Annotated in this window: 7 protein-coding genes; 2 read left to right on the top strand and 5 right to left on the bottom strand. The window is 56.2% G+C overall.

The annotated features are described in order from the left end of the window. The first annotated feature begins 1 nt into the window (after nucleotide 1). Nucleotides 2-409: a BlaI/MecI/CopY family transcriptional regulator gene (locus IEY39_RS14810; protein WP_188932877.1), complete on the top strand. Its 408-nt coding sequence runs from the start codon at nucleotides 2-4 to the stop codon at nucleotides 407-409. Then, on the top strand, nucleotides 406-2,124 hold the full coding sequence (locus IEY39_RS14815) for a M56 family metallopeptidase (RefSeq protein WP_188932879.1): 1,719 nt from the start codon (nucleotides 406-408) through the stop codon (nucleotides 2,122-2,124). Before IEY39_RS14810 ends, IEY39_RS14815 begins: the two co-directional genes overlap by 4 nt. Here the strand turns inward: IEY39_RS14815 and IEY39_RS14820 are convergent. The 5 genes from IEY39_RS14820 to IEY39_RS14840 are packed head-to-tail and all read right to left on the bottom strand — an operon-like array spanning nucleotide 2,121 to nucleotide 14,692. Further along, nucleotides 2,121-4,085 carry a copper amine oxidase gene (locus IEY39_RS14820; protein ID WP_188932881.1) on the bottom strand — a complete coding sequence of 655 codons (1,965 nt, stop codon included), beginning with the start codon at nucleotides 4,083-4,085 and terminating at the stop codon, nucleotides 2,121-2,123. The two genes, IEY39_RS14815 and IEY39_RS14820, sit on opposite strands and share 4 nt — an antisense overlap. A 1-nt stretch (nucleotide 4,086) precedes the next feature. Then, nucleotides 4,087-7,029: a redoxin family protein gene (locus tag IEY39_RS29805; protein WP_229688914.1), complete on the bottom strand. Its 2,943-nt coding sequence runs from the start codon at nucleotides 7,027-7,029 to the stop codon at nucleotides 4,087-4,089. Between the two features lie 11 nt (nucleotides 7,030-7,040). Beyond that, the gene (locus tag IEY39_RS14830) at nucleotides 7,041-8,621 is read right to left on the bottom strand and encodes a SusD/RagB family nutrient-binding outer membrane lipoprotein (RefSeq protein WP_188932883.1); all 1,581 of its coding nucleotides are present in this window, start codon (nucleotides 8,619-8,621) and stop codon (nucleotides 7,041-7,043) included. Between the two features lie 11 nt (nucleotides 8,622-8,632). Continuing rightward, a complete protein-coding gene (locus tag IEY39_RS14835; RefSeq protein WP_188932891.1) occupies nucleotides 8,633-11,728 on the bottom strand; it encodes a SusC/RagA family TonB-linked outer membrane protein in 3,096 nt (1,031 codons plus the stop codon). Between the two features lie 33 nt (nucleotides 11,729-11,761). Continuing rightward, nucleotides 11,762-14,692, bottom strand: a complete 2,931-nt coding sequence (locus IEY39_RS14840) for a glycosyl hydrolase family 28-related protein (protein ID WP_188932893.1) — start codon at nucleotides 14,690-14,692, stop codon at nucleotides 11,762-11,764. Nucleotides 14,693-14,809 lie beyond the last annotated feature (117 nt).

Here is a 14,809-nt window from a genome sequence, read left to right on the forward strand (position 1 = left end):
TATGAAAGACGAAAAACCGAGATCTGCCGACAGGCCGGAGCCTACCCGATCGGAGCTCGAGATCCTGCAGGTATTATGGCAATATGGTCCCAGCACCGTTCGCTTTGTCAACGAGCGGTTGAACGAGGACCGGCGTGAGGTGCAATATGCTTCCACGTTGAAGCTGATGCAGATAATGGTAGAGAAAGGGTTGTTGCTCCGGGATGAGAGCCAGGTGAAACACATCTATCGTCCCGCTTCTGAAGAATACAAGACAAAGAGTCTGTTGCTCAACCGGTTTGTAGATTCCCTTTTTAATGGATCGGTGAGCAGTCTCATGTTGCATTTGCTGGATAATACGAAGGTAGCGCCATCCGAGCTGGATGCGATCAGGGAGTTATTGGACAAAGCCAAAAAGAATAAAAAATGATCACGCAAGCCATCTGCTGGACACTGCTGCATTCGTTGTGGCAAGGAGCATTAGCCGCCCTTGGGGCAGGCATCATCATCCTGTGCACCCGGCGGTGCCGCGCGGTGGTGCGTTATAACCTGTTAGTGGCCGATCTCCTGCTTTTCCTGATGACGACGGGTGTTACTTTCTTTTATTGCCTGGCGCCGGGTGGCGGTTTGACAAAGCCCGGGATCATGACGCAGGGGCAGTCGGAGAGGGAAATCGTTATCCGATTACTAGACATACCGGTGACGGGTTCTACGCCAACGGAGAGTGTGCTGCAGAAAGCGCAACATTATTTGAATAGCCATGCATCCATTATCGTGCTGATCTGGCTGGCTTGTCTGGGAGCGCAATTGATGCGCCTCACGGGCGGCCTTTACCGTATCCATCGTATCCGGCGGAAGGGCGCCTTGCCGGTGACGGATGATTGGGAAAGAAAATTATCCTTCCTGGCACGACGGATGGGCATTCATCGGGAGGTGCTGTTGTTACAATCCGGGTCGGTGAGAATGCCGGCAGTCACCGGGATCCTGAAGCCGGTGATCCTTGTGCCGTTGGGCATGCTGGCGCAGATCCCGCCCGAACAGGTGGAGACCATTTTCCTTCATGAGCTGGCGCATATCCGCAGGAGTGATTACCTGGTGAACCTCGTGCTGCACCTGTCGGAGGCGATCTTCTTCTTCAATCCGGGTATCCGATGGATGACTTCGCTGCTGCGCGCCGAGCGGGAAGCCTGTTGTGATGACGAGGTGCTGGCCGCCACGGGTGACGCGACCGTCTATTTCGATGCGCTGGTCGGCTTTATGCAGTTTGCCCTCGGCCGGCAGCAGCTGATGATGTCGCTCGGCGGAGGTAAGACCGATCTGTTATGGCGGGTACGGCGGATGCTTACACAAGAAAATAAAAAATTACAAATTATGGAGAAGACTATTCTTTCGTTCGGGCTGATGGCGCTGGTAGCCGTGGGACTCATCAGTATGCGGGGGCGGGAACCACAACCCGTGCAAACGACGCAGGCGGCGCGGCAGCATCAACAGCCTGTGGTCGTCGCTCACCACGATAAGGACACCTTTCCCGACAAGGGGCGTGCGACGAAGGCGCATTTCAGACAGTTCAATGTCAATTCCGACCAGTCGAAGAACAAAAAGACCCTGCGGGTGGAGGCAAAGGATGAATTTGGGAATGTCTATGTCCTGCATGAGGTGAATGATGATGTCGACGAATTCAGCATCAATGGGAAGGTGATACCGGAATCGGAGTATAGCAAGTATGTGGATGTGTTCGATCAGATAGAGGAACAGGCAGAGCCCCCTGTACCTCCTACGCCTCCCGTGCCGCCTGTTCCACCAGTACCTCCCGTGCCTCCCGTTGCGCCTGTTCCTCCTGTACCTCCCGTGCCCCCGGTTCCACCGGTGCCGCCTGTACCGCCGGTTCCCCCGTCAGATTATTGGATCAAGCATATCATCCACGACCTGTTACATGACAAGCTTATCGAGAACGAGGACCCCCTTTCCTTTAGGCTGGACGACAGCGGACTAACCGTCAATGGAGTGAAGCAGCCGGAAGAAATATCCAAACGTTATAAGGAAAAATACCTCGACCGCCCCAAGGATCGTTTTATCTACGAGCACCATGGCGGCTCGACCCATACCGAAATGGATACGGACCGAAAGGCGCCGGAGTTTATTTAATGTGGATGCGACAAGTCCTTTAGAAAATCGGGATTGGCCTGGCCCATCGTCGGGTTTTCTGAGAAGAAGCCAAAGGGCATCAGCGAGAAACCGAAATGATGGCAGGGCATGACGGGCCATTCCTCGGGCCGGACGATGTGTGTGATGCCGGCCACATACCAGATAACAATATCATTGTTGCCGATGGGCCTGTTCTTCGCGGTCCATTGTTTTATCCCATCGTATACTTTATTGCTGGCCGGGTATCGGCCGGCGGGATATTCTTCCTCCTCGTTGTATTGCGTGACCCAAAACTGGTGGTCCAGGAAGCTCGCCTTTTTTCGGAGGACAGTGCCCGGTGGGGCAAAGGCCGCCGCCTGGCTTCCAGGCATGAGCATGTAGCCTGTATGCTGGCCCAGCGCATTATGGCTGTTGTTATTCATGATGTGCCAACAGCGGCTGCTCTGGTAATTAACGGAACGTTGCGCCTCCTGTTCGGTCATAAAATGCGTATGCCCGACGACAAATGCATTGCCATAAGGATTGGCCGGGCCCGGGGGCACGAGCGTCGAATTCATTTCCATGACGCCATTGTCCGTGCTGCCGTCGACGTCCATGTCGAGGCGAAAGACGAAGAAGTGCTGGTGGTTGATGGCTTCTACGTGTGGTTTTACCAGCGTGCCAAAGGGCATGCCATTGTACGAATGATCATTCTTGCCGGGTGGCTCCATCGCATTTGTCCGGTGTACGCCCTGGACTTCGACAATGCCGGTGAGTTCGATGTCGACATCGATGGTTCCATCCTCTTTAAAACGCCAGGTGAAGCCATAGTCATAGTTCTCTATCTGTGTATAATATTTTATGGCCAGGTTGGTAGCGCGGCGGGACACCGTTCCATGCCGCCACAGCGTGCCACCATATTCTTCGAAGATGGCCACGGCATTGTCCAGTCGAAAAGGGACACCGGATTCGCGGTGGAGAGTGGCAGGCAGGTAAAAGGCATTCTCCGGAGCATCGCTGCCGGGCGTCATCGGACGGGCAATACCCTGGCCCAGACGGTATTCGCCGGCGTCAAAGAAGTTATAGGCCGCCTGCAACAAGCCGGGAGAGCCGTAGGGCACGACCATCTCGGGCATGGACCCCTTGTATAGCACGGGGCGTTCGCGGCCGTTGTCCACCCAGCGTACATTATAAATAACAAGCCCTTCGCGGTTGTCGACGCCAAAGCGGAGCCGCCAGTTCTGCCAGGCGACGGACTGGCCGTCGATGCTTATCGAGCTGCCTTCGGGCTGAGTGATGCGGATGGGAGCCGGCGCCTTCCTCGTGTCGTGGACGGAATCTTCTTCGAAATAATTGAGATCGATGCGCCCGCTGAACCGGCCTGGTTCATCAACGATCTTCAGCACCCGGCCCGTAGTGAAGTCGACATAGGCGAGGAGACCTTCGATGTCGATCTTGTTGCCCTTTATCCGCGGAAGCACCAATTGTTCGCGGTGGCCGATCGGGGCAATACCCAAGTCTCCGGGGAAGATGGTGCGGTGGGTCACACCGGCGATGTTCAGGCCGCGTTTTCTTAGCGCCCGCACCCAGGAGGAGTCTTTTCGAACAATGATCTCGGCAGCGAGCGAATCGGCGTCGAGACCCATGCCGATGACATTGGAGATCTGCTTTACGGAAACCGGTTTTCCGGTGTTGAGATCGACAACTGCTTCTGTTATACCGGGTTTTGCATAGTCGTAGAAGCTGACAAAGGCTTCGCGGCGAAAGGGAGACCCGGGCTGCCAGGAGAGCACTTCCTTTTTGGGCGGTTCCTTCAGGTTGATGATGTTATAGTAATCCGCACCGGTGACGAGATGATTATCCTGCAGGATCTGGACTACTTTTTTCATCTCGTCCGCGGTGAGGGGGTCAAGGGGATAGGATTGAGCGTTGGCCGATACGCAAAGCGCGATGGCGCTTGCAAGGAGAATAGAATTTCGCATTTTATTTAAATATTCGTCCCATATAGGGGTCATCAAAAATGATCTTTCTCAGCTCTTCCGGGTCGATGGCTCCCTGCTTGGCATAGACGATCTTCCCACCCGGCTCTACGAGCAGGCTATAGGGTAAGGCCCCCTGCCATTTGGGATCGATGGCTTCTATCAGTTTGTACTTATCGTCCCCGGTATAGATATAGTTTGGTGAAGAGGATTCCTGCTTTTCGAGGAAGCGGAGGGCTTTCGGACGGGCGGCGCTGTCGTCGGTGCTGATGCTGACCAGCTCGAAGCCGCGGTCGCGGTACATCCGGTTGAGCGTCACCAGTTGCGGGAATTCTTCGACGCATGGTACACACCAGGTGGCCCAGAGGTTGATCAACCGGAGTTTCTTACTGTCATTATGGAGGAGCCCGGCGATGCCGCCGACACCGATGGTGTCGAGACTAACGGGTTCATGGGCCCAGGTGATGGCGGCCTTTTGCGTCCAGTTGCTTTTTTCGATCCATTTTATACTACAGCCAAACGTTTTTGTCACGGCCACCGGGGGTTCTTGCCCGGCGAGCAGCGCGTCGATGGCGTTGCGGGCGTCGAAGCTGTGGGGGGTCTTCGCCGGGTTCTCCTGGTCGTCGATGCGGCCGTTGTAGCGCAGGCGGCGTTGCTGGTCGAAGATAAAGATATGCGGCGTGGAGACAGGACCGTATTGCTTTGAGGCCATCTCGGTCTCGCCGTCGTACAAGTAGGGGAAATTGTAGCCAGCTTTCTTTGCGCGCACCTTCATGTCGTCGAATCCGTCACCGACATCGCTATACCCCAGCTCATCGATACGGAGGGCGGAAGGGGCGTTGGGGCTGATGGCGACGACCCGGACGCCTTTGCTTGCGTACTCGTTGGTCAGTTGGATGATACGTTTTTCATAGGCCTGAGAGGTGGGGCAGTGATTGCACATAAAGACGACGGCGAGAACCTTTGCGTCATTAAAATCCCGCAGGGTATAGGTCTTGCCGTCGACGCCCGGCAGGTTGAAGTCGGGGGCAGTGGCGCCGATCGCGAGGGTGGGATGGTCGTTGATGTGTTCGGCGTCGATGGTAGTAGCCAGTTTTTGCAGGGGCTGGCCGGCTGCGATGGCCAGCAGGTACCAGGCGTCGTGAGGCAGCCACTGTTCGGCCCAGCGCCAGTCATAGTCTTTTCCCGTCATGGCATAAGACAGGTTGAAGTCGATGTCGTCCTCGTCGTCGAGGCCGGATGTAATGCCGTTGACGATGCCGCCCGGGGCGTTGGTATATTCGAAGGTGCCGAAGAACCCATAGGCGGGGTTATTATGCCCGGTGCCTTGCAGCATGGAAGCATCGTAAGGGTTCAACCCCAGGACCCAGTTAAGCTGGTCGAGGGCAAAGGTTTCCAGTGAGTCGGTGAAATGCCCACCGACTGCGGCAAAGAGAGGGATCGCGAGGCGCGCCGCGGCCGCCATAGAAGAAAGCCGGGCGTCTTCGCCCTGCCACCAGGGAGAAGCTTCACTGCCATGGGGGAAGAAGAAACCGCTGCGCCGGTGGCCAAGCGTATCCTGTACCAACTGCCGGCTATAGCCGAAGGGGTTGTTCACTTCGTGGGTGATAGCCAATTCATGCTCCAGCGACCGGTGGACAGCGGATTTGATGGCCGCCTGGGTGGCGCTTGTTGCATAAGGATAATAGTAGAGCAGGCTCACCAGGGGCAGGCCGGCATCTGCAGGATGGAAGAAGGGGCGATCGCGGTCATCTGCGCGCCAGTAGTCGGTGTAGTGGCCCCAGGTGGTAAGGCGGCCCACCAGCTGGTTAGCTCTTTTCTCGGCGGCGGCGCGATACCTGTCGGCACGGGTAGCTTTGTAGAGTTCGGTTGCAGCGCTGAGTGCGCAGTAGTCATCTACGATATTCTCTTTCCCGTCATTGGTCATGGCGGTATTCTCTTTTTCGAGGAAGGCGAAGGCGTCTTCCGCCGCCTGCAGATACCGGGCGTTGGAGAAGTCACCTGGAACACCGGTCATCGAAGCCATCGCAAGAGCAGCAATCGCCATTCCCCCACCCGACCGGAAACTGCTCTGATAGCTGCGCCAATCATTAACCGTACGATCGCCGCCAAAGGACTGGTCCTTTGATTGTTTGATGCGATAGCTCTGCTGTTCGGGCGAGATGCCCCTGTCCTTTGCGGCCTTGGCCGCACCGGGTGCGCCGATAGATCGATAGAAGGAGCCACCTTTGGCCTGAACCCGAACCAGGTAATCGGCCCCGTACATCGCCTCGTCCATGATGCGGCGAAGCATCTGGCGGTAGTCGGTGCCGGTGCGGCTGCTGAGCAGTTCGTTTGTCTTCAGCAGGCTATAGACGACCATGGGAACCTGCTGGGGATTGAAGTACGAGGAGAAAGACAGATGGGAGAGATGAATACCGTAGTCGCCGGTGGCGTCATACCAGCCGCCGTGGAGATCGAGGGTATCCGGCGTTGCGGGTGCAGCGGAGTTATGAGCAGCGGGCGGCAGCGGCAAATGGCTATCCGCCTGGTCGATGAGTCCCGCAGAACGCTGCCCTTTGAAATAATAGAGAACATCGGACAACGTAGACTTCTCGAGGACGTTCTTCCCGATGAGGAAGGGATAGGATGTTGCGCCGTGGCCAGCGCCTTCTACCCGCAGCCGGTAGGTACCGGCTGCGGAATAGGAGGTGAAATCGATAGTCCACAACTGCCAGTGTTTCCACTTGCTGACGGGGCCGCTAAACACCGGTTTACCAGTATAGACCGGCTTACCGGTAGTATCATCGATAAGCTGGAAAGACGTCAGCGGTATGCGGGTATCCGCCATCACGAGGGCGCGTTTGGCTTTGTTGTGCTCGTAGCCAACCTGGTTGGTAAGAACACGAAGCGATTGGGCCCGGAGGAAAGCCGGAAACAAAAGCAGGAGAACGAAGAACGATCGCATAGACTATTCTATTAAAAATTACCTTTATTGACATCCCACCAGAGGCGCGTGCCGCCGTTATCGGGTCCGCCGAGCAACTGAATGCCGACTTTCTCGGCTGCTGGGTTGAGGGTTGCTTCGCTCTGCGGGTAGGCCAGGCGGCGCACCTGGATCTTTGTATCGATGGTCCCGCCGCTATTGTTGACGACGAGGGGAAATAATTGCGGATAGCCGGTGCGCCGGAATTCCGTCCAGGCTTCCTGTCCTTCGGGGAACATCGCCAGCCATTTCTGGGTGATGATCTTCTCCAGTTTCCCCTCGTTACTGGCGCTGGGGTCCCATTTTATCGTCACGGTGGACGGGGCCGGAGCGTTATTCGCGCTGTTGAGATAGTCGACATAGGCCGCCGGCGTGCTCGTGGCATCATTGACATAAGCCGCAGCCGATGCCCCCACACCATATTGCTGCATCGACGTCTGGATGCCCGTCTCGTAGTCCGTCTGTGCATCCCCCGCACCGGACCAACCCCGCAGCGCGGCTTCGGCCTTCAGGAACCATACTTCGGCTGCCGTCATGATCAATTCTGATGTGGAGATGGTAAATATAGTATTATAGTTGTATTTGGAGAACCCTGAGTAGAAGGGCTTCGGGGGAATACTGGAGCCGATGCGGATGCCGGTATATTCCGAGGTATACCCGGCGTTGGTGTCGGGCAGGAAATAGACCGACAGGCGGGGGTCGCTGTAGCCGTTCATATACGCACCGATGGAGGCGTTCATCGAGTTATCCCCATAGTTGTAGGTGATCTGATAATAATCGTTGCCGTTGGCCTGGCTGGCGAGAATGCCTGCATCGTCCGCCGGTGCGGCGAGCAAGCCACCTGAAGCGCCGAGGGCTTTTTCCGCCTGGGCCCGAGCGGTGGTGGGGTCAACCTTGGTGAGGTGCATCGCCAGCCGCAGCCGGAGGGAATTGGCCAGTTTCAGCCATTTGGTATAATCACCGCCGTAGATGGCGTCATAGTTGGCCAGCGGTGTTTTACCGGGGTTTGCCGAGATATAGGCCTGGAGGTTAGCAGCGGCCGTATCGAGTTGAAGGAACATCTGCTGATAGATGGATTGCTGGCTGTCATAGGGTACGCTTATCAGGGAGGATCCAACTTTGCTGTAGGGGACAGGACCGAACTTATCGGTAATACGATCGATGGCTTCCACCTCGATGATGAGGGCGATAGCCCAGTAGTCCGGGTTGGAGGTTTGAACGCCGGAGAGGGCTACCTTGTTTTTGATGGGCCCGATGAGGTTGGTATAGATGCTATTGAAGGCTTCGGTATTCCAACCGTCGATAAAGACATAGTTGGCGTTGTCGAGGGCGAGGCCAAAGGTCTGATCGGGCATGGCATAGCCTGCATAGATATCCGCGTTGAGGTTCTGCCCGATCTGGTAACCGTCGTCCGTCATGTACATGATCTCCTGCTCGAAGGGAATGAAGAGGGTGGCTACCTGCAGGTTCTTATTGGGAATGCCGTTGGGATCGGTATTATATTCTTTAAAATCCTTTGTACAGCCGGCGAGGCAGGCAAGGAGGATAAAGATCAAACTATATTGTAATTTCATGGTTGTCGTTTTTAAAATACTACGTTGAGTTTAAGACCAAAGCTGCGGACGGCGGGGAGGTTGAACACGTCTACGCCGCCAAGGCCATTGCTGGTGGAAGAAGTGATCTCGGGGTCATAAGGCGCTTTGCGGGAGAAGTAGAAGAGGTTTCTGCCGGTGATGGAGAGCCGCAGACTTTTAAGCGCGGAGCTTCGGACGGGCAGGTTATAGCCCAGGGCTGCTTCCCGGAGGCGGACCACCGTCGCGCTATAGACATATTGCCCCAGGGTCGCATTGCGGCCGCCGATGAAGGTATACCAGTTCTTCGGGTCGATCTGATTGACGGTCTTGTTTGTCGTTTCGTCTACACCATAAATAGGGACATAGCCGCGGTCGCGGGCTTCGCCGCTGACCTTCGAAACGCCATAGTAGTCGAGCATGCCCTGCATGACGGATATCACCTCACCGCCGAACTTCCCATCGACGAGGAGGCTGAGGGAGAAGTCCTTTACGGTAAAGCTGTTGTTCCAACCCAATTGGAATTTTGGCGCTGGGTTGCCGACGTCGGTAAAACCGTTCAGATCGCCGCTGCCCTGAACGGGAAAATAATTGCCGTTACCGTCCGGAGTGAGGATGAGCCGGCCCTGGGCATCCTTTTTCAGGGTTTGTACATAAAGGTCGCCGTATTGCCCGCCCTTTGCGACATATGTGTCATAGTTGCCGTTGCCGGGCGTAAGGTCGACGAGGTTTACCCCATCTTTGGAGTCGATGTCGATCACCTTGTTTATGTTCTTCGAGGCGTTGATCGTCGAATTCCAGGTGAAGTGCTGGCGCTGCACCAGGTTATAGCCGATGGTGAACTCGATGCCCTGGTTTTGGATATTGCCCGCATTTATATTTCCCGAAGCATAACCGGAAGCCGGCAGGGGGACGATGGCGATGTCCTGGTTGATGGTGTTTGTCTTGTACCAGGTGAAGGCAAGACTGAGCTTATCACTGAAAAGACGCATGTCCGTGCCAAACTCATATGCTTTCGTCTGCTCAGGCTTGAGGTTGGAGGGCGCCGCGCCATTGAGGACGGTGTTATTTGCCTGAGCGGTGTTCACCGGGTTCGTCTGGTATTGACCCACGGTATTGCCTACCTGCGAGTAAGAACCGCGTACCTTCCAATAGGTGATCACCTGTGGCAGGGTCGTCATCTGGCTGATGACAAGGGACAGCCCGGCCGAGGGATAGAAATAATGGTTGTCCGGGGTGAAAGCGAGGTTGGACGACCAGTCGTTACGTCCCGAGAGGGTCAGGAAGGCGTAATTCTTATAGGAAAGATTGAGATTGCCGAAGACCGACTGGATTTGGTTGTGATAAGGCTGGTCAGTGCTGACGTTGCTGCCGTAGGCGCCGCTGGTATTACCCGCTGTAACGGGTGGCGCTACCTCGATATTCTGGATCGTGAAGAGGTTGGGGAAGAAGAGCCCATAGCCCTGGCCGGCGCCGGGGCCAAAGCCTATGCCGCTGGTGATGCCGTCATTGATGCTGCCGCCCAGCACACCGTCCACTTTCCAGTCGGCGGTGATGGGGATATTGAAGTTGCCGATGATGTCGCCGTATTCCTGCTGGACGGTACGATTATAACCGTTGAAGCTGCCGTTGCCGTTTGGCGCCGCGAGCGGCGGCAGCGTACCGGCATAGTATTTCTGGTCGCCAACATCGGTGGTCCGATCGATATTGCCGCGAAGTTGCAGGCTGAACCAGGGTGTAAGGTCATACTTCAGGCTTACGTTAAGCAATATGCGGTTGCGGCTGTTCTCGTTGGTATTGCGGTTGATGATCCACCAGGGGTTCTGCTGCACGTCTTCAGTGAACGGCCAGTTTTGGGTGGTAGCGCCGTTGCCGCCGGCGACGGGTGGAAATTCGAATTGCCGTTTGTAAGGGCTGATATCCATGCCGCGCGGGAAGAAGTAGAGTCCGGTAAGGGGGTTGGAGTAGAAGCCGATGGCCGGACTGTTGTCGAGATGCTGCGTGATGTAGTTGACATTTCCGTCGACAGTCAGCTTGTTGTCGAGGAATTTAGCCGTCTCGTGAAAATTGAAGTTATTGCGGCTGAGTTTGTTCGTAGGTTCCACGCCGTGGGCCTCGGTATTGGTATAGGAGAAATAGGTCTGAGCGAGGTCTGTCCCGCCGGAAAGACTGATGGCATTGGTAAGGTTGGTGCCTGTCTGGAAGAACAGTTTGAGGTTGTCCGGCGAGCTATTGATCTTCGGCCCCCAACTATCGACGGCGCCGGCGCCGGTCTCCCCATAATGGCTTTGAAAGTCCGGGGTATAGGCTTTCTTTTCGAGCGAGGCCGACGAATTTACGTTGATCACGGTATGCCCGGCGTGGCCTTTTTTTGTGGTGATGACGATGACCCCGTTGGCCGCCTGGCTGCCGTAGAGGGCAGCAGCGGATGCGCCTTTCAAGATCGTCATGCTCTCGATGTCTTCCGGATTGAGGTTGGAGATGCCATCACCGCCTTCGGGGTTGCCGCCATAGGTACTGCTCATGGGTTGACCGAAGGGATTGCCTTCATTCGACATGGGTACCCCATCGATGACGTACAGCGGTTGGTTGTTGCCGCCCGTAGAGCGGTTGCCGCGGAGGATCACCTTTGTGGAGCCGCCGACGCCGGAAGCGCTCGGGGAGATGGTTACCCCGGCGATCTTCCCATTCAGCGAGTTCATCAGGTTGTCGGTCTTGACATTGGTGAGTTCGTTACCACCAATTTGTTGGGTGGAGTAAGTAAGCGATCTTTCCGTTCGTTTGATCCCAAGGGCGGTTACGACCACCGTATTCAGGCTTTTCGTGTTGCCGGAGAGTTCGATGGCGAGGTCGCCTGTACCGGTGACCGTTGCTTCCTTAGTGGTGAGGCCGACGTAAGAAAAGACCAGGATGTCGCCAGACTTCACATCGAGCGAGAAACGGCCTTCGGCGTCTGTACGAGTGGCGGTTTTTGTGCCTTTTACTGTGACAGTCACACCGGCAAGCGGTTGTCCCGTTTCGTCGCGGACTATCCCTTTGACAGGGGTGGCGGTGACGGCCCCCGATGAAAGCAGGGGGATAAGGAAAAGTAAGAGCAGCAAATTTTTCATGACAGCGAGTTTTGGTTAAGAAATAGATGAGCCTTATCTGGAGTCCGATATGCTTATCGCATAAAGAGCGTTATGGCCTGTGACGTATAGGATACGGGGATCATTGCCAAAGCAGACACCGGTGGGTCGTTCCGGCGTTTTGATCGTTTTCATCAGCCTGCCTTTCGAATCGTAGACGTACACCTCCCCATCGGCGATGTAGACATTGCCTTCGACGTCCGTCGTGCTGGCGAACTCGCCGCGCTGGGCGAAATAGGTAAGATTAGAGAGGAAGCCCTTGCTGTCCGCGTCCATGCGGACGGTCCGTTTGTCATACTCATCCGTGGTATATACAGACTTCCCGGGGTAGGCGGAGGCCAGGGCAGTAGAGCGGGCCAGATCGTAGACGACGGGGATGACGGTCACGCCATCGGGGGCGACAAAGCATTGCTGTGGGCGCGCGACCGAGATGCTATTGAAATCATGATAATCCCGCCAGCGATGTGCCGGGTAGAGGGCCCGGTCGATCGGGTCGATACTGCCCATGGGTTGCGTTGGCAGCAAATGGATGGTCTCGTCGGGATTGTTTGGTTCGATGCTGTAGGCCAGGGTGGTGAAGCCGGAGTTGCCCCAACCACTAAACGAAGTACCGGCAGCGTCGGGTGGGTTGGAATAAGTTTCGCCGGTGCCGGGTTTGGGGACGTATTTGAATACGACGAGGAGGTTATCTTTTTTGTCAGAAGTTAGAGAAAGGGGTTGCCAGGGATAGTCGGCGAGCAGCGTCGTTTGCCGGGTAGCCGGCGAGTAGCGGTAGATCCGGCGAAGCCGGGAATCGCAGAAATAGATGTTGCCTTTGCTGTCAGCGCAGGGGCTTTGAGCGAATTCGAAACCGGTGGCGAGTTGCTGTGCCTGGGCCGCGGCGGATGATTCCGGTCCGATGAAGAGGCGCGCGAATTCCCAGGGACGCATCTCGGTATTGGTGTTGACGTCGTAAATCGTATTAGTGGTAGTATAGATGATCTGACTATAATTATGGACGTTCAGAAACTCGAGATCGTGACCTCCCCAGCAACGGATGGAATAAGGATAGGGCTTGTTCACGCGGATGACGCGGAACATATACAGGTTGGCGAACACCATATCATGACAGTCCTGCAGTTCCATGGGCTGGCATTCGGTGGATTCCCGGCTTTCTTCTTCCAGTTGCAGCGCATAGACCTTCCAATTGGCTACAGCGTTGAAACGGACTTCGTTTCGGACATGGTGTTCGACAGAGAGCGCGTAGATGCGGCCGGGCGTTGCCGTGTGAGAGATATAGGCGCCGGCGGTGGCATACGTGTTGGCAGTCCAGATATCCTTGAACGTTCCCCCGCCTCCGTTGGTGACCCATAAGCTCCAGTATTGGGTATCCCAGTCGCTTTCGGATTGACGGCGGCCGGTGTCTCCGGTATTGGGACGGGCGATGCCGCCATGGCCGCCGATGAATTTTACATCGTTCAGATAGGAATGCTCGCCGGACTGCCATTTGCAGGCTACCGCGCGGGGATTGCTGGCGCCGGTGGAGAGGCCGATGCCACTAATGATGTTGGCGCCGCCGGTGGGGGTCTCAATCATGGGTTGGGGACCGCCAAAGCCACCAAAGGCCGGGGTATTGTCGGTGATAAGGAATTGGGTGGCAAAGGGATGAAGGCCAATGAGGACGGAGCGCGCCCGCAGATGGATGGGCGCCGTCACTCTATACCAGCCCTGGGGAACATAAATGACGTCGTGGTTGTCGATGGCATCCTGGATAGCTTTCGTATCATCGGCGACACCATCGCCTTTAGCGCCGAGCGACCGGAGATCTGTCCACGAAGCCATGTCGGGGAAGACGGGGATGTCCGAGGGGACGGCGGTAGGCATGACGGAGATGGGTTTGATATCTTTTGTCGCAGCGTATGCGGGGTCGGCATCCCAGCCGTCGATTTGCAGGCCGTCCGTAAAGCTTTTTACGAGGTAGAGCTGCCCTGGCGCCGTTGTCCGGCGGTGAGTGAGGCGGCCTTCGGTGAGGACGGGGGTGTTGCGACAGGCAATATTGCGCAGGTTCACCTGGTTAAACGCATTGTCTTCATCGCTGATCCGGATGGCTACCTCCCTGATATTATCGAACCAGCAGTCCTCCATAAATAATTTCTCGTGGTAGTTGGAGTCGATATCGACGACGACGGGTGTCTGTCTGGCCTGTAGCCGGATGAGGACCAGGCCCGCTTCCCGGGTGCGGATGGCGGCGCGGCGCTGCCCTTCGAACCAGGAGTCGACGATGGCGCAGGGCCAGCCGGGACTTGGCTTTGTGGTATAGATGCCGTAGTCGCCGCCAAAGAATCGAACGTCTTCCAGCTCATTCCCAACATCGAAGAGCCCTGCCTTGCCTTTACCCGCATCGATATCGACGTGCGAGATATAGCTATGTTGAGCGAAGTGCGTCCGCAGGGCGATAGCAGCCGGGTTGCCGTCCCCTATCCGCAGATTTATGTTCGACATCGCGCTATAGAAAGTGGAGGCACCGGCATCGTGGACTGGCTGGCCGGCATCGGAAAGGCTGCCGACAAACCAGAACATGTAGCGGCCCTGGCCCTTGTCATCGGGGTCGGCCTGCTGAAAACCAGGGGAATTGCGCCCCAGGATGATGAGGGGCCGGGTCTTGCCATAGCCGATAAGCCGGATGGCGGTGGGGATATAAATGGTCTTGGAGATTCGGTACGTGCCCTCGGGGATAAAGATGATGCCGAAATTGTCCCGGGTCTTGAGGGTACGGATGGCCCCCTGAAGGGCATCCGACACATCGGTCTGGCCATCGGCCGTTATATGGTACTTATCCGGGGTAAAATAAATGGCGTGGGGGTCTTCGGGCCGGAGGCGGAAAACGGAGATGCCGGGGGGAGTGGCGGCAGGAATGGTGGTGTGAGCAAGCAGGAGGACGGCTGTGAGCCAGATAGAGATTCTCATTGCCGGAAAGATAAAGCGAGGGTGGTCCTTTACGGTTTTTGGCGAGCCCTACATTACCACTACAGCGCAGAAAAACTGGAAAAAGCGGCTGTTTTGAGCGTCAATAGTGGTAAGATT

The sequence above is a fragment of the Puia dinghuensis genome (genome assembly GCF_014642875.1).
Taxonomy (GTDB): Bacteria; Bacteroidota; Bacteroidia; order Chitinophagales; family Chitinophagaceae; genus Puia; species Puia dinghuensis.

Excerpts from the sequence above, each read along its gene's own strand:
- IEY39_RS14810 (WP_188932877.1), top strand. The coding sequence starts at position 2 with ATGAAAGACGAAAAACCGAGATCTGCCGACAGGCCGGAGCCTACCCGA.
- IEY39_RS14815 (WP_188932879.1), top strand. The coding sequence starts at position 406 with ATGATCACGCAAGCCATCTGCTGGACACTGCTGCATTCGTTGTGGCAA.
- IEY39_RS14820 (WP_188932881.1), bottom strand. The coding sequence starts at position 4,085 with ATGCGAAATTCTATTCTCCTTGCAAGCGCCATCGCGCTTTGCGTATCG.
- IEY39_RS29805 (WP_229688914.1), bottom strand. The coding sequence starts at position 7,029 with ATGCGATCGTTCTTCGTTCTCCTGCTTTTGTTTCCGGCTTTCCTCCGG.
- IEY39_RS14830 (WP_188932883.1), bottom strand. The coding sequence starts at position 8,621 with ATGAAATTACAATATAGTTTGATCTTTATCCTCCTTGCCTGCCTCGCC.
- IEY39_RS14835 (WP_188932891.1), bottom strand. The coding sequence starts at position 11,728 with ATGAAAAATTTGCTGCTCTTACTTTTCCTTATCCCCCTGCTTTCATCG.
- IEY39_RS14840 (WP_188932893.1), bottom strand. The coding sequence starts at position 14,692 with ATGAGAATCTCTATCTGGCTCACAGCCGTCCTCCTGCTTGCTCACACC.